The 18,162-nt window shown below is 63.7% G+C and carries 8 protein-coding genes; 3 read left to right on the plus strand and 5 right to left on the minus strand.

Features of this window, described 5'->3' with window-relative positions:
• Positions 1 to 3: 3 nt before the first annotated feature.
• Positions 4 to 957 (minus strand): ABC transporter permease, encoded by a 954-nt coding sequence (locus tag AC5ZFO_RS22380; RefSeq protein ID WP_014498430.1) that lies wholly within the window; start codon positions 955 to 957, stop codon positions 4 to 6.
• Between the two features lie 253 nt (positions 958 to 1,210).
• Positions 1,211 to 2,866, minus strand: coding sequence for an ABC transporter substrate-binding protein (locus AC5ZFO_RS22385; RefSeq protein WP_282520478.1), 1,656 nt, complete (start codon positions 2,864 to 2,866; stop codon positions 1,211 to 1,213).
• Between the two features lie 200 nt (positions 2,867 to 3,066).
• Here AC5ZFO_RS22385 and AC5ZFO_RS22390 point away from each other — a divergent pair, with 200 nt between their 5' ends.
• Positions 3,067 to 4,662 carry an ABC transporter substrate-binding protein gene (locus AC5ZFO_RS22390; RefSeq protein ID WP_496122553.1) on the plus strand — a complete coding sequence of 532 codons (1,596 nt, stop codon included), beginning with the start codon at positions 3,067 to 3,069 and terminating at the stop codon, positions 4,660 to 4,662.
• Positions 4,663 to 4,878: 216 nt separating this feature from the next.
• On the opposite strand, the gene AC5ZFO_RS22395 is transcribed toward AC5ZFO_RS22390, so the two are convergent.
• The gene (locus tag AC5ZFO_RS22395) at positions 4,879 to 7,110 is read right to left on the minus strand and encodes a CHASE2 domain-containing protein (protein ID WP_282520476.1); all 2,232 of its coding nucleotides are present in this window, start codon (positions 7,108 to 7,110) and stop codon (positions 4,879 to 4,881) included.
• 76 nt (positions 7,111 to 7,186) lie between these two features.
• A complete protein-coding gene (locus AC5ZFO_RS22400; protein ID WP_496122554.1) occupies positions 7,187 to 14,116 on the minus strand; it encodes a VCBS domain-containing protein in 6,930 nt (2,309 codons plus the stop codon).
• Positions 14,117 to 14,736: 620 nt separating this feature from the next.
• Between AC5ZFO_RS22400 and AC5ZFO_RS22405 the strand changes: the two genes are divergently transcribed.
• Positions 14,737 to 15,468, plus strand: a complete 732-nt coding sequence (locus AC5ZFO_RS22405) for a transglutaminase-like cysteine peptidase (RefSeq protein WP_282520474.1) — start codon at positions 14,737 to 14,739, stop codon at positions 15,466 to 15,468.
• A gap of 179 nt (positions 15,469 to 15,647) precedes the next feature.
• Positions 15,648 to 16,772: a lysozyme inhibitor LprI family protein gene (locus AC5ZFO_RS22410; RefSeq protein WP_496122555.1), complete on the plus strand. Its 1,125-nt coding sequence runs from the start codon at positions 15,648 to 15,650 to the stop codon at positions 16,770 to 16,772.
• Positions 16,773 to 16,945: 173 nt separating this feature from the next.
• Here the strand turns inward: AC5ZFO_RS22410 and AC5ZFO_RS22415 are convergent, their stop codons facing one another.
• The gene (locus AC5ZFO_RS22415; RefSeq protein WP_282520472.1) at positions 16,946 to 18,145 is read right to left on the minus strand and encodes an ABC transporter substrate-binding protein; all 1,200 of its coding nucleotides are present in this window, start codon (positions 18,143 to 18,145) and stop codon (positions 16,946 to 16,948) included.
• Positions 18,146 to 18,162 lie beyond the last annotated feature (17 nt).

Genomic DNA, 18,162 nt, shown 5'->3' on the forward strand with positions numbered 1-18,162 from the left:
CGGCTAGCCCCGCTTGATGCGCGGGTCGATCGCGGCTTGCGCGATGTCGACCAGCAGATTGAGGAAGACGAAGAACAGCGCCAGGATCAGGATCGTGCCCTGCAGCAGCGGCAGGTCGCGCTGGAAGATCGCCGAATTGAGCAGGAAGCCCGAACCAGGCCAGGAGAACACGGTCTCGATCAGGATCGAGCCGCCGAGCATGTAGCCGAGCTGAAGCCCCATCACCGCGAGCGCGGTGGGCGCGGCATTCTTGATGACGTGGCGAAACACGCCGGTTTCGTGCAGGCCTTTTGCACGCAGCGCCTCGACAAAGTCCTGGCTGAGGATGTCACCGGTGAGTGCACGCACCGTGCGGGTGACGATGCCCATCGGGATCACCGATGTCGTGATCGCCGGCAACACCAGATATTTCAGGTGCGCCCAGTCCCAGGCCCAGGAGTTGGAGCCGTTCGGCCCGGCGCCGACCGCGGGCAGCCAGTTCAGCTGCACCGAGAAGATGATGACGAGCACCATGCCGAGCCAGTAATGCGGCACGGAGACGCCGGCGATGGCGAAGGAGGTCGCGACCTTGTCGATCCAGGTCTCGCGGAAATAGCCGGCGATCAGGCCGAGCAGGATGCCCATCGTGAAGCCGATGATGGCGGCCGCGATCGCGAGCGTGACGGTGTTGCTGACCGCGCGCATGACCTCGGCGAGCACCGGGCGCCCCGTGGCAATGGAATTGCCGAGATCGCCGTGAAGGGCGCGAAGCAGCCACAGGCCGAACTGCACCGGCAGCGGGCGGTCGAAGCCGTAGGCAGCGCGGAGCTGCGCCGCGAGTTCCTGCGAGGCGTCGGCCGGCAGCACGGCAACCAGCGGATCGCCCGGCGTGATGTGCACGAGCAGAAAGCACACCAGCGCCACGCTGATGACGATCGGGATGACATAGACGATGCGGCGAGCGATATAGGCGAGCACTGGTCTTCTTTCTTCCTTCTCCCCTTGTGGGAGAAGGTGGCATAGGCCGCCTTCGGCGGCCGTTTCTAAGTACGACGCCGAAGCGAAGCTTCGGCTACGGCGCCGGATGAGGGGTATCTATCCGCGGATAAAGCATTATCGAATAAGAGAGAGGGTCACTCGCGGAGAGAGACCCCTCACCCGGCTTCGCTAAAGCGAAGCCACCCTCTCCCACAAGGGGAGAGGGTGCAGCGAGTACGCTGCTAGCAGCTCACTACTGCATCGACACCAGCGAGAAGTCGATGAACCAGCTCTTCGGCTGCACGACGCCCGTTACCTTCGGGCTGATGGCGCGGGGGCCGACGTCGTGGGCGACGTAGAGGAAGGCTGCATCGTCGACGGAGGCCGCGTGCAGTTCGGCGAGGGCTGCGTCACGCGCGGCGGGGTCGAAGGTCTGGCGTGCCTTCTTCACGAGATCGTCGAACTTGGGCTCGTTGATGAAGCCCCAATTGTTCGAGACCGGCGGCGCCATGCCCGACTGCAGGAAGCGCACCAGCGCGAAGAACGGGTCCATCGCCGCATAGGTGACGTTGGTCGCGTTCGAGCCGTTGGCGCTGGGATCCTTGGCGCCGCGGCGCCAGTTGGTGAACAGCGTGTTCCACTCGATGACGTCGAGCTTCACATCAAAGTAGCACTCGGCGAGCGCCTGCTGGAGATATTCGTTCATCGGCAGCGGCTGCATCTGGCCCGAGCCCGACGCAGACGTCTGGATCTTCACCGTCAGCTTCTTTGACGGACCGAAGCCGGCCTCCTGCATCAGCTTTTGCGCAGCCGCCTTGTCGTACTTGATCTCGAAGGTCGGCTTGCCCCGCCAGGGATGGCCGGGCTCGAATGTGCCGGTCGCCGGCACCATCAGGCCCGCGAGCAGGCCGTCCTTGAGACCTTCGCGATCGACGCAGAGGTTAGCGGCCTTGCGGACGCGAATGTCGTTCCAGGGCGAGCCCTCGACGCGCGAGAACTGCCACGGCCAGACATGCGGCTGCTCATTGGCATAGAGCTTGAAGCCGCGCTGCTTGAGCTCGGGCAGCGCGTCCGGCGCCGGCGCCTCGACCCAATCGACCTGCCCCGAGAGCAGCGCCGCGGTGCGCGCGTTCGCCTCCGGCATCGGCAACAGCACCATCTTGTCGACCTTGGGCACGCGATCCTTGTTCCAGTAGCTTGCGTTCTTCACCAGCTCGAGCCGCTCGCGCGGGGTGAAGCTCGCCATCTTCCACGGGCCGGTGCCCGCGGCGTCCTTGGCGAACGCGGTCCATGCAGCCTGCGACTTCGCCTTGGCGTCGGCGCCTTCCGCCTTGTCGTAGAAATGCTGCCACTTCGCCGGGCTCGCCATGAACAAATTGGTGAGGTTGATCGGCAGGAAGCTGTCGGGCTCCTTGGTGGTGAGCTCGACCGTCATGTCGTCGATCTTCTTGGCGGAGGCCAGCGTCGGCATGCGCGACGCGGTGACGCCGACCTGGCTGGCGTCGAACTGCGGCGCGTCCTGCTTCAGCACCTTCTCGACGTTCCACACCACGGCATCGGCATTGAACGGCGAGCCGTCATGGAAGGTGACGCCGGGGCGCAGCTTGAAGACCCACTTGGTCTTGTCGGCATCGTCGACCTTCCACTCGGTCGCAAGGCCCGGAATCACCACGCTCGCCTTGTCGGCCGAGGACAGGTCCCAGCCCGTGAGCGCGTCGTACATGGTGAGGCCGGTGAAGCGGTTGCCTTCAAAACCCTGATCGGGCTGGCCCAATGTGCGCGGAATATCGGCAGCGGTCATGCCGATGCGCAGCACGGTGTCGGCACTGGCCACGTGCGGCCACACGGCCGCACTCGTCAGAGCCAGCGCAGCAATCAGCGCCGCGCGGGTGGTTGTCTTCATAAGCATCGTCTCAGTCCTCTTCCGGCTTTCAATGACTAATTTTGATGCAAACGTATGCAATGGCTATGCCAATGGGGAAACTTTTTCTGCAAATTGCCCCTGCGACGACAAGTCTGTGTGATCACGTGTCGGCAAAGGCACCGTTCTGCCTATTCTGGCATCAAGATTGCAGGTTTGGCCCTGAAATCTCCTGGGAGCCTTGGGCCATGCGTATCCGACTATCGACCTGTCTCGCCGTGCTTGCGCTGGCGTTATCCGCGATCCCGGCGCGCGCCGAAACGGTGGTGCGCTACGGCATCTCGATGGCGGACATCCCGCTGACGACGGGCCAGCCCGATCGCGGCGCCGGCGCCTATCAGTTCACGGCGTACACGATCTACGATCCGCTGGTCGCCTGGGAGATGGACGTCGCCGACCGCCCCGGCAAGCTGGTGCCGGGCCTCGCCACCGAGTGGAAGGTCGACGATGCCGACAAGACCAAATGGCGGTTTGCTTTGCGCAAAGGCGTGACGTTTCACGACGGCAGCGAGTTCAATGCCGACGCGGTGATCTGGAATCTGGACAAGGTGCTCAACGACAAGGCGCCGCAATTCGACAAGCGGCAGAGCGCGCAGGTGAAGACCCGCCTGCCTTCGGTCGCGAGCTACGCCAAGATCGACGATTTCACGGTGGAGATCACGACCAAGACGGTCGATTCCTTCTTTCCCTATCAGATGCTGTGGTTCCTGGTCTCGAGCCCGGCGCAATACGAGAAGCTCGGCAAGGATTGGGACAAGTTCGCGAGCCAGCCCTCCGGCACCGGTCCGTTCAAATTGACCAAGCTCGTGCCGCGCGAGCTCGCCGAGCTCACGAAAAATCCGGACTACTGGAACAAGAAGCGCATTCCGAAGGCCGACAAGATCGTGCTGGTGCCGATGCCGGAAGCGCTGACGCGCACCAATGCACTGCTCGCAGGCCAAGTAGACCTGATCGAGACGCCGGCGCCGGATGCCGTGCCGCAGCTGAAGGCGGCCGGCATGAAGATCGTCGACAACGTCACGCCGCATGTCTGGAATTATCATCTCAGCGTGCTGCCGGGCTCGCCCTGGACCGACATCCGCCTGCGCAAGGCGCTGAACCTCGCGATCAATCGTGACGAAGTCGTCGGCCTGATGAACGGTCTGGCAAAGCCCGCCAAGGGCCAGGTCGACCCGTCGAGCCCGTGGTTCGGCAAACCGAGCTTCGAGCTGAAATACGATCTGGCTGCGGCCAGGAAACTGGTCGAAGAGGCCGGCTACTCCAAGGCAAAGCCGCTCAAGGCCACCTTCATCATCGCCCAGGGCGGCACCGGCCAGATGCTGTCGCTGCCGATGAACGAATTCCTGCAGCAGAGTTTCAAGGAGATCGGCATCGACATCGACTTCAAGGTGGTCGAGCTCGAGACATTATATACGCATTGGCGCAAGGGCGCGGCCGACGAGATGAACGCCGGCATCACCGCCAACAACATCGCCTATGTCACCTCGGACCCGCTCTACGCCATCGTCCGCTTCTTCGCCTCCGACCAGATCGCGCCGGTCGGCGTGAACTGGGGCGGCTACAAGAACCCGAAGGTGGACGCGCTGATCAACGAGGCCAAGCAGACGTTCGACACCGCCAAGCAGGACGATCTGATCGCGCAGGCGCACGCGCTGATCGTCGACGATGCCGTGCTGGTCTGGGTCGTCCACGACACCAACCCGCACGCGCTGTCGCCGAAGATCAAGCAGTTCGTGCAGGCGCAGCACTGGTTCCAGGATCTGACGACGATCGGGACGGAGTAAGGCGCGGCGCCTAAGCACCCGCCTCAATGAACGCGGTCGTCACGGCCATCGCCGGGACGACCGCCCCGAGTTATTGCGCGCAATCGCCTCAACAAACTCGTCATTGCGAGCGGAGCGAAGCAATCCAGAATCTTTCCGCAGCGGCAGTCTGGATTGCTTCGCTCCGCTCGCAATGACGGAGTGCGGGCGACGGCGGGATCCCACTCACTCCCAGCCCTACTTCGTCAGCAGCGCATACGCCCCGGTCCATCCCTCCGCCGGCGGATTGATCTGGAATTCCTTGATCCGCGCCTCGTAGAGCTTGAACAGCTTTTCCAGCGTGTCGGCATCCTCGCTGTGGCGGCCGCGCTCGATCGCATCCAGCGCGCCCTGCCAGTCGCGGCCGCGGTAGCAGCCGAGCATCTCGATGGTGACGTTGCGCAGGCGCTGGAAGGCGCCCGAATGCAGCACATCCTCGCGGCCGGCGATGGCGTAGATCACCTCGGGCTCGGTCTTGCCCTTGACCATGATGAAGTCGAGCTCGAGGATCGCGAACTTGTCCTTGGCGGCGAGCGCGGTCCTGGAGCCGACGATGATGGGAAAGCCGTATTCCTTCGACTGTCCCTCCAGGCGCGAGGCGAGGTTCACGCTGTCGCCGAGCACCGAATAGTTCTTCTTCAGGTCGGAGCCCATGTTGCCGACGACGCCGATGCCGGTGTTGAGGCCGATGCCGACATTGAGCGGGATGTAGACGTGACCGCCGTCGGCGGCCTCCTGCTCGCGCTCCTTGTTGACGGCGTCGATCTGCTCCAGCATCTGGATCGCGGCCTCGCAGGCGTTGACCTCGTGATCGGCATCGTCGAGCGGCGCGTTCCAGAACGCCATGATGGCGTCGCCCATGTACTTGTCGATGTAGCCCTTCTGGTCGATGATGACGTCGGTCAGCGGCGTCAGGAAGCGGTTCATCAGCGCGATCAGGCCTTGCGGATCTTGCTTGTAGCTCTCCGAGATCGTGGTGAAGCCGCGCACGTCGGAGAACATGATCGTCATCTCGCGCTCCTCGCCGCCGAGCACGAGCTTTTCGGGCGACTGCGCGAGCTGCTCGACCAGGACGGGCGACATGTATTGCGCGAACATGCCGCGGATCTGCACGCGCTGACGCTGCTCGCGCACGAAGCTGGCGAAGATCAGTGTCAGATAGATCGCGGTGGTCGAGAGCAAGGGATAGGTGAAGTCGATGAGGTAGCGGGACTGCGCGTAGTAGAACCAGGACACACCGACCAGGATGGCGGCGAACAGGGCGCCCGCGAGCACCAGGCGGACAGGGCCGAGATTCGGCGTGAAGATGATGACGAGCAGGCCGATCACGAGTGCGGCGATCAGCTCGACGCCGAGCGCATAGTTCGGCTGCGAGATCACCGCGCCACTGAGCACGCTCTCCAGCACCTGGGCATGGATCTCGACACCCGGCATGGTCGATGACACCGGCGTGGTCTTGATATCGTTCAACCCGACCGCGGAAGTGCCGACCAGCACCAGCTTGCCGGCGATCTTGTTCGGCGGCACGGTGTTGTCGAGCACGTCGGCCGCCGAGATGTAGATCGAGGGATCCTGGCGGGCATAGTGCACCCAGAGCTGGCCATTTCTGTCGGTCGGGATCTCGACGCCCTTGAGGCGCACGGCCCTGATGCCGGTCTTGTCGGTCCGGACCAGCAGCGTCGGCGTTCCCGTGACGACGCGCAAAATCTCGAGGCTGAGCGAGGGCATGATGTTGCCCTGGGCGCGCATGATCAGCGGCACGCGGCGGATCAGGCCGTCGCGCTCGGTCTTGATCGAGAACAGGCCCCGGCCGGCCGCGACCTTCTCGATGACGGGCACGTTGCGCAGCAGGCCCGGAAATTCAAACAGGAAGCGTTCGGCGCCCTCTTCGCCGACCGTCGCGATGCCGGTGAAGGGCAGCGACTTGTCGATCTCGGACGAGATCGGCTGCTGTCCGGTCTCGCCCAGCACCACGCGCGAGCGCTTGATCGCCTCGGCGAGGATCTGGTCGTTGGTCGGCAACTCGCGCAACCTGGCGCGGGTGGCATCGTCCAGATCGCGCATCTGGCTCGCGACCAGATCGGGGTTGAGCCGGTCGGCTTCGGAGAACACCATGTCGAAGCCGATCGTCACCGCGCCGTTATTGGTGAGGTTCTGGATCAGGTCCGCGATCCGCGTGCGCGGCCACGGCCACTGGCCGAGCTTGGCGAGGCTCTTGTCGTCGATGTCGACGATGGTGACCGGCCGCGCCGCCTTGTGGCGCGGATCGATCAACTGAAACATGTCGAAGGTGCGCAGCCGCAATTCCTGGATCGGCGGCGGGTCCCAGACCCGCGCGCCGGCAAACAAGACCAGCAGCGCAAGGCACATCAGCCGCGCGAAGCCGAGCTTCCGCGCAAACCACCGCCGCAGGATCTTGAGACGTTTCATTCGGCTTGGATATCACGCTTTCGCGGCGAACGGCAGCACCGATCGGACGTGCTGACGATCAGCGTCGTCCGAGCGATCATCCGGAATGGACGATGAAGTCGCTCGCGTGGAGATTAGCGGCCTTGACGCCCTTCAAAAGGATGGTGTCAGCGGTATCGATCGTGATCAGGGTATCCGCGCAATTTGTCGGCGAGGCGGCGGCGTGCTGCCTGACCCACGCCTCGTCAATATTGGGTACCACGGCCGACAGGTTGATGGTGTCGTCGCCAAGCGTGAAATTTACGATCGTGTCGTGGTTCGAATTGGCCGCGAACACGAACTGATCCTGGCAGCCGGTCCCGAACAACACGTCCTTGCCGGTCGTTCCGGCGAGAGTGACCTGGCCTTGTTCGGTCAGGTTGAAGATCAAGTTGACCGTATCGGTCGTATTGTGGCTGTCGGTCACGGTGACCGCGATCTTGTCGGTGGCTGGGCCGTCGCTCGGCTCGGTGTAGGACACACACAAAGCACCGGATTGCAATGAGGCGCTCGCGTTGCTGTTCGATTCGGCGACAGCGCCGACGGTGAATGTCTCATTGGCATCGGCGTCCGTGACGGACAGGCCGCTGACCGTCACCTGGCTCTCGACCTGCGTGACATCCATCGTGCCGACGTTGATCACCGGTGCGTCGTTCACGCCGGTCACGTCGACCGTGAGGGTCGCCGTGCCGGTGGCATGATGCGCGTCCGTGGTCTGGACAGTGAACGTATCGGTATGAGGTCCGTCCGACAACGCGTTGATCGCAGCGGCGTTCGGAACGTAAGTATAGCTGCCGTTGGCATTGACCGTCAGTGACCCGTAGTAACCGGCCACGGTCCCATGACTATCTGCATTCAGCACAGCATAGGTCAGCGTGTCGCCGGTGTCGGCATCAGCCCCGGTCAGATGCCCCGTAAGGCTCGCGAAGCTGTCGGCAGCAGCCGTGTCCGTGAGCTTGCCGATGTTGAGATCGGAGAGTATCGGCGTGTCGTTGGCACCAGTCAGGTCCACTGTGTATGTCGCCGCGGTGACGGCGCCGTGCGCATCCGAGATCTGGACCGTGAAACTATCCGAATAGGGGCCTTCTGGCAGCGCATTGATCGACGCCGCGTCGGGAACGTAGGTATAGCTGCCGTTGGAATTGACCGTCAGCGCACCATAGTGACCCGCAACCGTCGCTACCGCGTGGTGAGCTGAGTTCAGCAGGGCGTAGCCCACCGTGTCGCCAGTGTCGACATCGGTCGCGGCCAGTTGGCCGGTGAGATCAAGGAAGTGGTCCGCAATGGCTGTGTCGGTGACCTTCCCTAAACTGCCGTCAGACAAAGTCGGCGCGTCGTTCTTGCCGGTGATGGTGACCGTGACGTCGGCCTTGGTGGTCTTGCCGTACTCGTCAGCGAGCGTGATGGTGGACACGACCTTCGCGGTCTGGTCCTGACCGAGGAAATCGAGCGCGTTGTCGGCGATCGAATAGTGCCAGGTGACGGTACCGTTGTTCTTGCCGGTCAGCTGATACGTCAGCGCACTCTTCAACGCGGCGGTCTCGTCGGGCGTGAGCGACGCGGTGAGGTCGGTGGCGCCGTCGAGCCAGGTCACGTGCTGGTCGACCTTCGTCACCGTCGGACGGTCGGTCAGGTCGATGTCCTTGAAGTCGATCGAGCCGGTCGCAGCCGGCGACGGGTCGATCGTCGAGGACGAGCCGGTGGTATCAGGCTGTTCGGAGAAGCTTGCGGTCAGCTGCGCCACATCCGTGGTGGTGAATGTCGGCGCATCGTCGTCCGCATGGATCGTGATCAGCGTGTGGCCGCCCTCATCGCTACCCGCGAAATGCGCGTTGCGATAGTCTCCGACCAGGGTCAGGCTGATGCTCTTGCCGTCGTCGCCGGTGACCGTCAGCACGCCGCCGCTCGCGGGATCAGCAGCATTGGCGACATAGACCGCGCTGGTGCCGAGCCCCCACTTGATCATCGTCAGATCGATCTTGTCGTTCGCGGACAGCTCCGCGATCGATCCACCGAAGGTCGACGTGTCGATCTGAAGCTCGGCGCCATCGCCGTGAAGCGTGACCGTTTGCGAGACCGCATCCTCGACCTTCAGCGTCGCGCCGGCATCCACAGTGACCGAGCCCGAGCCGGACAGCGAGCCGACCAGCGTCAGCGCTCCCGTGTGGACCTCGATGTTGCCGGTATTGGTGATGGTGCCCGAGATCGACGCCGTGCCCCAGCTGTCGATGGTCGTATAGTTTTTGATGCTCAGCCCCGCCCCGAAAATCGAGGCCCCGTTCAGATCGATGTCGCCGTGGTTGACGATCGACGACGCATCGCCGAACACGCTCGTGCCGGCGACCGTCCAGGTGCCGCCTGCGTTGTTATTGAACGTGGCGGTGGCGACCGAGATGTTGCCGTTGATGTGGCCGGTGTTGTTGATCGTGATCTCGCCGCCAGTCTCGACGATGGCGTAGATCGATGAGGTCACGCTGCCGGCATCGGCTGGCCCGATGGTGCCGGAGTTGGTGATAAACGCAGCGCCGGTGTCGTGTTCCTGGATGGAGATCGCAGCAAAACTGCCGGCGCCGACCACGGAGCCGGTATTGGTGATGTGCGTCGCGCCGGTCGCGCCCGCATCGTCCTGGTCGACATTGATGCCGAACGAGGTCGTGCCGGTGATGTGCCCGTTGTTGGTGACGGTGACTGCGCCGTTGCCATGGGAGACGATGTCGAGACCGACCGCGCCGGAAACGCCGCCGCCGATGGTCGCCGTGATATCGCCTGCACCGTTCGCACCGTCGTGCAGCACGATGCCGTTGCCGTTCTGGCCGGTGACGACGCCTGACGTCGTCAGCGAGATATTGCCGACGCCATTCTGGGTGACCACGATGCCATTGTCGTGGCCGGTCAGCGTGCCGGCCGGCGTCAACACGATGTTGCCACCATTTCCGCTCGTGCCGCCCGATGCGGTGAAATCGAGCGCGTCGCCGCTTGATGTCGTGACGTTGGCCGCGCCCGTGATCGTAAACGTGCCGCCCTTCGAGGCCTGACCGGCGATCGTGCCGGTAAAGCCATGGCTCGTCTTGTCGAGCTCGAGCCTATTGGTGCCGCCGGCGAAGGTGACGGTCTGCGCGTCCGCACCACCGAGCTCCAGCGTCGTGTTATCGTCGATGATCAGCGTGCCGGCGCCGGTGATGCCGCCGGACAGGTTGAGCGTGCCGCTCTGGACTTCGATGGTGCCGGTGTTGGTGACGCCGCCTGTGATCGTGTTGAGGCCGGCGACGCTGTAGAGATTGCCGGCGTTGCTCAGGCTGCCGCCGTTGATCGAGACGTCGGACAGATAGAGTTTTGACGCGCCGTCGACCGAGATCATGCCGCCGGCATTGGCGACGGTGGCGGTCGTGAGCTCCAGCGTGCCGCCGGTCACGGCCTCGATCAGACCGTGATTGGTGATGGCGTGAAGGATGCCGGGATCGATCGTCAGCGTGCCGCTGGTGACGGAGATCGTGCCGGTGTTGCCGACGTCGGCGTTGTCGATGGCGCTCGCGCCGGTCGATTCCAGCGTGCCGGCGATGGTGAGCGTGCCGCCGGCCAGGCTCGCACCGTTCAACGTCGTGGTCTTGCTGGCATCGACCTTGACGGTGCCGTGGTTGGCGATCGCGGTGCCCGAAACGGTCGCGTCGTCCAGCGTCAGCGTGACGCCGCTCTCGACCGTGAGGGCGTTGATCCTAAGCGTAGTCCCGTTGTCGATCTTGCTGGCGCCGGTGACGTCGATCGTGCCGGCGCCCTTGATGGCGCCGCCGCTGATCGTGGCATGGTCCAGCGTCAGCGCCGCATTGCCGTCGACGATGACGTCGCCGCTCGAATTGTCGACGGTCGAGCCCTGATCGATCGCGAGCGCACCGTTGGCGAGCACCTCGATGATGCCGGCATTGGTGACGGTCTCATCGCTGAGGGCATTGCGCGCACCGCTCGCCTTGAGGACGGCATTGTTTTTCAGAATGCCGCCGCTCAGGACTGCATCGCCGGTCAGATCGATCTCACCGTTGTTGGCAATCGTGCCTGCGCCGCGAATGCCGGCGTTGAGGACGGAGCCTCCCTCGTCATCACCGCCGACGGTGTCGATCACCGCACCAGCTCCGTCGATGGTCGCATTGCTGACGATCAGCTTGCCGCTGGCATCGACCGTGATCTGGCCGTCGTTGATAACGCTGGAGCCCTGATGGATCGTCAGCCAGCCGTTGGCAAGCACCTCGATCACACCGGCCGCGGTGTTGGACACGGTCTCGTGGGCGAACTCGACCGTGCCCTTGACGTTGATGGTGCCGGAATTGTTCAGCGTGCCGTTCTCGATCAGGCTGGCGCCGTCGAGCTCCAGCGTGCCCAAAATGCTGACGGTGCCGCCATCGACCGTCGCGGTATCGACGATCAGCGTCGCGCCGGCATCGGCCTTCAGCAAGCCGCCGGCATTGTGGATGGTGGCCAGCGTCTTCAGCGTGCCGCCGGACAGCTCGATCGTGCCGGAATTGGTGATCTTGGTGCCGCTGGCGAAATCGCCGCCGCCCGCGAGCGTCAGATAACCGGCATTGGTGAGCACGCTCGTGCCCAAAATCTCGGCCTTGCCGCCGACCGACATCGTTCCGGTCGCGGCGGTCGTGAGGATCGAATCGGCGCCCATGTTGAGCGCACCTGATATCGTCAGCGAGCTCTGGACGATCACCTTCGGCGGCGGGCCACCGAAATCGTTCATCGTCAGCGACTTGGCGTAGGCCGCGGTGTCGATCGTCACCGGATAGGACGGCGTCAGGCCGTGCAGCTGATCGGTGATGACGATGACGTCGTCATTGATGGTCGGGACCGTGCCGGTTGCCCAGTTCGCCGCGTCCTTCCAGAAGCCGCCGGGGGGAGCGCCGGCCTTGTCGGTCGCGATCCACACCACCGCGGGCGCGTCGGTGCCGGTGATGGTGACGGTGATGGTCTGCTGCGAGGTGGCGCCGTGCGAATCCGTCAGCGTCACGGTGTAGACCAGCGTCAGCACCTCACCCTTCGGTATGAAGTCGGCGAGATAGACCGGCAGATCGGCCAGCGACCAGTTGATGGTGCCGGTGCCGTCCCCGGTGCTGTCGGCGCCCGCCGCGATCGCGACCGACATCGCGCTCTGGAACGCCGCGAGCGGGCCCGGCGGAACGGTGCCGTCAGGCAGGGTCGCGCTGGTCAGCGCCACCGACACCGTATGCTTATCGGTGAGATCGACGTCGTCGAAGTTCAGCGTGCCCGTCGTCGGCACATCGCTGGTGAGCGGGCCACCCGGCACGCTGGTGCCGCCTTCGAAGGTGATGACCGGAACGCTGGTGGTGATCACCGGCTTGTCGTTGGTGCCGGTGATCGTGATCGTGATCGGGATGACGGTGGTCTCGGGGCTGACGGAGAAATTGTTGTCGACGCGGACCATGTAGGTCAGCGTCAGCGTTTCGCCGGCCGCGAGGAAGTCGAAGACGTGGTCGGGGATCGTGTAGGTCCAGACCGCCGAGCCGTTGTTGTTGTTGGCACCGTCGGCGACGACGCTGATCTGGATCTGCGTCGCCGCGATGTCCTGCTTCTGAAGTGCAGAGAGCGTGCCGGTGACATCCTGGCCGGCGCTCTTGTAGACGTAGTTCGGCGCTTCGGCGAGGTTCACGCTCACCGTGGGCCTGTCGCCCAGGTTCTGGTCGATGAAGGTGATGCGGCCGGAGATCGTGTCGGAATGCGTCGTGTCGCCGGTCGTGTCCGCGCGCTCGGTCAGCGCAAACGCCGTCTTCACATTGCCGTTGAGATCAAGGCTTTGAGACAGAGGCTTGCCGGGGTAACGGTTGAAAGGCGTCGTGTGATCGCTGGGCCCCTGCGGTCCCTGCTGACCGAGGTTGGTGAAGAGCGCGGTCGCGATGTAGCCGGCCGGAGTCTTGATCACCAGGCCGTCGCTGGTCTGCGTGATCGTGTCGGTGAAGTTCGTGGTCAGCTTGGTGTTGGTGTTGTTGTCGGTGAACTTCAGCGTGAACACGTCCGTGATCAGCTTCTGGACGTCCGGCGACAGCAGCCCGTTGGTGATCGAGACATTGCCGCCGCTGATCTGGATCATCTGGCCGGCCTGGTTGACCGTCGCGATCGGCAGCAGCGTGACCTTGTCGAACAGGATGTAGGAGCCGGTCGTGCCGTTCGGCTCGACCAGCACCTGGAAGCTCGCCTGCGGCTGCGGATCGCCGCCGCCGGCGGGAACGACGAAGTTGATCTGGGTCAGCACCGCCGTGCCGCGGATGCCCATGGTGGCGACCGGCGTGTCGATCTTCATGTCGCCGTGCTTGGCGGTCTCGCCCGCGACGAAGGTGATGGTGCCCGCAACCAGGCTCAGCAGCGAGGAATTGCTCGACCCGTTGGGGTCGTAGACCATCTCGTTCAGCACCATCCGCGCATTGGAGGACAGGCCGAACACGGTGCCGTCGATGAAGGTGATGCCGAGCGTCGAATCCGCGCCGGTCGAGACCACATCGCCCTTCTCGACGTTGTCGCCGTTGTTCAGCGTGACCGAGACGCCGTTGCGAACCGCGGTCGCGCTGCCGGAGAGTTTTGTGACGTGGCCGATGACCTGCGCGGCGGCGATGCCGGGCGCGGCCTGCGCAACCTGCACATGGCCCGTGAGCGCGTTGACGACGTCGCCGGTGAGATGGGCGCCATCGGGCGAGGCGATCGCTGCGCGCTTGTCGCCCTTGAAATAATCGTGAACGACGAACTCATGCCCCTCGTGGGACAGCACGAGGTCGAGACCTGCGCGCTTGAACTCGCCATTGAAGATCAGGTTAGCATCGGGAACAACGAACGTGCCGTCGGGCACGTGACCGTGCGCCTTCGCGATAACGGGCTTGGCGATAAAATGCTTGGCCGCAAAGGAATCGACATGAACGTCCGCGGCCGAGCGGGAACCCTCGCCATCAAGGGGAATCGTGGCGTCAAATTTGCCAGCGTAATTCAACCGGGGGGCACCGCAAAAAGAGTTAAAATCTAAGTAAGTAACGACCGCCTAAGCTTGAATAGCATTACCAAGTCCTTAGCGAAACCATCTATTGCTTGTGTGATTCCCATCACTTGGCTGGAGGAGTCTCCAATAGCGGCGCCTTCACAGTGAAGCCGAAGTAATTCTTTAAATATTCCGAGGTCGGTTTTCGGCTTATTTTCACGCATTCCCAGTCATCCAAAGTAATCAGCCGCCCATATCGAACGACGGATACTTGTGTCATCTTTTGTTCGTAGTTCCCCGCAGCATCCTGCGGCAAATACGGGGCAGAATCTGTGACCCAACTAACAGAACCCGTGAAATAGCGGGCTGTTAGCCATAAGCGGTAGAATCAGCCCTCCCGCAGCTTCAGCCCGCAATTGGTTCCATTTCGCGGCGACGGAGCCCTCCTAGCCGGCGAATCGTAAAATTTTACGCAATTTGCACAGGCCCGTTTCAGCCTGTCCCACGGTTTTGGGAGCCCTGCCGGGCGCATTAAGCAGAACAAAACGGCCCGTCTCGCACTATCTCCGCGAAAGCAACAAAGCCCGGCACGACCAGGTCGAGGGGGACCTGGCGAAGCTGGAAGGGGATGTCAGATGGAGACCGCTGCTCGCTCGCGCGCTTGGCGCGCTGTCATTGTGCTGTGCGGATTGATCCTGCTTGGATCGGCCGCCGAGCTCCGCGCCGGCACGCTGCTGTCGCCTGGAGCCGGCGTCCTCGTGCGCAAATCCGCCGAGCCGTTCGGCGTGTTTGCCTTCGCCATCTCGTCCGGCAGCCTCCAGCAGAAATGGTTCGCGCTGAAGCAGAAGCTCGACGACGACATGGTGCAGCTCGCGCTGTGCGACGGCGACCGGGACAATTGCGCGTCGCCGGCGGCGCTCAAACTGATCGCCATCGTCGACCAGGCCCGCAGCCGCGACGGCCGCGCGAAGCTGGGCGAGACCAATCGCGCCATCAATCTTGCCATCCGGGCCACCAATGACGGCGCCGACGACGTCTGGAGCTCGCCGCTCGCGACCTTCGCGCGGGGCGCTGGCGATTGCGAAGACTATGCCATCGCCAAGCTGGCCGCGCTGCGGCTCGCCGGCGTTGCCAATGAGGACCTCCGCATCGTCGTGGTGCGTGATGTCAGGGCCGGCGAAGAGCATGCGGTCGCCGCAGCAAGGCTCGACGGCCACTGGCTCATGCTCGACAACCGCCGCATGGCGATGGTCGAGGACGACGCGGCCCAGACCTACCAGCCGCTGTTCGTGCTCTACCAGTCCGCCGTGATGAAATATGTCGACGAACCCGTGCGGTTGTCGATGGCCGCGCCCGAGGCGCGTTGATCTGTCTCTCGTAGCCCGGATGGAGCGAAGCGAAATCCGGGACTTTCACCACGCGCACCGCTCCCGGATTACGCTTCGCTCCATCCGGGCTACGGGTCTCACGTAAACCGTCACGCCACAAAGCCGTTTCGCCGCGCGATCCGGGGCGCTAGCATGGCGCCTTTGCGGGGGCGTCTGGAATGCGGTTCATCCTGCTGTCTGTGCTTGCGCTGCTGGTATTGCCGGCGGCACCAGGCTCCGCGCAATCGGGCCCGTCCGACCGCTCCATCGCCGACAGGCTGCCGCTATTTGCCCGAAACAACTGCCAGCAGATCCGCGATCCCGGCAATCAATTGTTCTGCGGTGACGCCGAGCTGGCCGCCGCCGCCGAGAAGCTCGGCACGGCGATCGAGGCGCGGCTCGCCCGCCTGCCCGATCGCCTGCCCGCGATCGAGGAGAATGCGATCTGGATCCGACAGCGCAACCTCGGCTGCGGCATCGTCGGCCAGACCGCGATCCGCACCGACGATTTCGACCGCGTGAAGGCGTGCCTTCTCAAGGTCACCGAAGAGCGCGCCGCAATCGTGCGTGATCCCGATTTCGACTGTCTCGCGGCCAACACCGCCGCGGGCGCGCTGATCTGCGCGGACCCGTCGCTGGCGCTCGCCGAAACCGAGCTCAACAGCCAGGTGCTGGGCCTGATCGGCAGGCTGGACCCGACCGCAGCCCGCTTTGCCTTCGCCGAATACGGCCGATGGACAAGGGAGCGCGATCGCAAGTGCAATCTCGTCGGCAAGGAGAACGTGCCGCTTGCCGAGCTTGCGTCCGCGGAAGATTGTCTCGCCGAGCATCTGAAGCGCAAGACCGAGGAGATCGCCGCCGCCAAGGGCGATCCGAAGAAAGTGTTCGGCCGGCAGGTCGCGGCCCGCTCGCCCGACACCGATGCCGTCGATTTCTGCGCCGCGCGGATTCACGCCGCCAATTCGTGCGGCAATTTCCTCCGCATCAACCGCGTCTACGCGCTCGACAGCCAGGTGACCGACGAGGAGGCGCAGGTCACGGGCGAGATCGAGATGGTCGTGCTGGCGCCCTTCACCATGTGCAGCAAGGTCGCTTCCACCTGCACCGGCACCTGCTGGGACCCCAGGACGGGCCGTCCGCAGCCCGGCGTCGGCAACAAGGAGCGATCCGGCGAGGCCTTCAATGTCACGCGCCGCCTGAGAATCCAGCGGACCTTCGCCTTCGTGAAAGCCGCCGACGGCTGGCGCTGCCGGGAAGACGAGCTCGCGCCGGTGAATTCGGGCACGGCGGGCGGGGGATCGTAGGTTCTTGCCCTCCCCTGGAGGGGGAGGGTCGTTACGCATGTAGCGAAGCGGAATGCGTAGCGGGGTGGGGTGACGGTCTCTCCACATCGAGCGCTGCCCGTGTTGAGAGATCACCCCACCCCGCTCGCGCTTTGCGCGATCGACCCTCCCCCTCCAGGGGAGGGTAAGCCAGATCAAAACATCAGATTGTCCTTCACCAACACCCAGCGGCCGCCCTTGACCTGCTGCACCTGGGTGATGGTGTTGGCGAGGTGGTCGGTCTTGGAGAACTTCGTCGGGGGTGAGTTGAAGATGTCGAGGAATTTCTCGCCCGACTCCAGCGAGTCCAGCATCTTCTGTCCGGTCAGGTCCTTGCCCGCCTTGTCAGCATAGAAGGCGAAGGTCATCATCGCGTTGTAGCCGATGATCGCCTGCGTGTTGGCGTCGGAGTTGAACATCTTCTTGTAGTTGACCAGCCAGTCCTTCACCTTGCCCTTGGCGCTCTCCTCGTAGGGAATCTCGAAGAGGCTCGCTGCATAGAGTCCTTCAACAGAGTCCTTGCCCAACGTTGGAACTTCCTGCACGTTGGTCGGCGAGGCGCCCAGGAAGGTTACGTCCCAACCGAGCTTCCTGGCCTCCGTCATCGCGCCGATCGTCTCGCGGAGGATGGTGCCGAGCAAGACGAGATCGCAGCCGTCGGACTTCATCTTGGCGACCTGCGCGCTGAAATCGGAAGCGCCGCGCTTGTAGCTCGTGATCGAGGCCGGCTGCACCTTCATGGCGGCGAGCTGCTGGTTGAAGCCGTCGAGCACGTTCTTACCGTACTCGTCATCCTGATGCATGATGCAGGGCTTCTGGAACTTCTTCCACTCCATCATGTATTTCAGCGCCGCCCGCGTGCTTTCGACATAGGGCAGCAAATTGTTGAACTTCAGCCGCTCCTGCGGCTTGGCCGGATCGAACTTGAAGGTGAACTCGGCCGCCGTCAGCGGGAAGAGCTGCAGCACGCCGGCGTCGAACAGGATGTCCTGCGCGGCGAGCACGGTCGGCGATCCCATCGGCCCCACCATCGCGAAGATCTTGTCACGCTCGATCAGCTTTTGCGAAGCCAGCACAGCTCTTTTCGGGTCATACCCGCTGTCCTCGACGACCAGTCGAATCTTGCGGCCGTTGATGCCACCCGCCGCATTGATCTCCTCCGTCGCCATCTTCATCCCGTTTGCGACCGGCACGCCCCAGCCCTTGATCGGCCCCGACAGGTCCTGATGGGTGCCGATGACGATCTCGGATGCCGAGATGCCTTCGTTGGTGACCTTGGTTTGCGCCGCGGCCGGCAGACAGGTGAGCACCACGGCACTCACAGCAAGGCCGAACGTGCTGAACGATTTCGACATTGACGTCTCCTCTCCTT

Source organism: Bradyrhizobium sp. Unk1 (assembly GCF_059512345.1).

What these genes read in the sequence shown, in the direction of transcription:
- AC5ZFO_RS22385 (WP_282520478.1), bottom strand. Translation starts at nt 2,866, where the DNA reads ATGCTTATGAAGACAACCACCCGCGCGGCGCTGATTGCTGCGCTGGCT.
- AC5ZFO_RS22390 (WP_496122553.1), top strand. Translation starts at nt 3,067, where the DNA reads ATGCGTATCCGACTATCGACCTGTCTCGCCGTGCTTGCGCTGGCGTTA.
- AC5ZFO_RS22395 (WP_282520476.1), bottom strand. Translation starts at nt 7,110, where the DNA reads ATGAAACGTCTCAAGATCCTGCGGCGGTGGTTTGCGCGGAAGCTCGGC.
- AC5ZFO_RS22405 (WP_282520474.1), top strand. Translation starts at nt 14,737, where the DNA reads ATGGAGACCGCTGCTCGCTCGCGCGCTTGGCGCGCTGTCATTGTGCTG.
- AC5ZFO_RS22410 (WP_496122555.1), top strand. Translation starts at nt 15,648, where the DNA reads ATGCGGTTCATCCTGCTGTCTGTGCTTGCGCTGCTGGTATTGCCGGCG.
- AC5ZFO_RS22415 (WP_282520472.1), bottom strand. Translation starts at nt 18,145, where the DNA reads ATGTCGAAATCGTTCAGCACGTTCGGCCTTGCTGTGAGTGCCGTGGTG.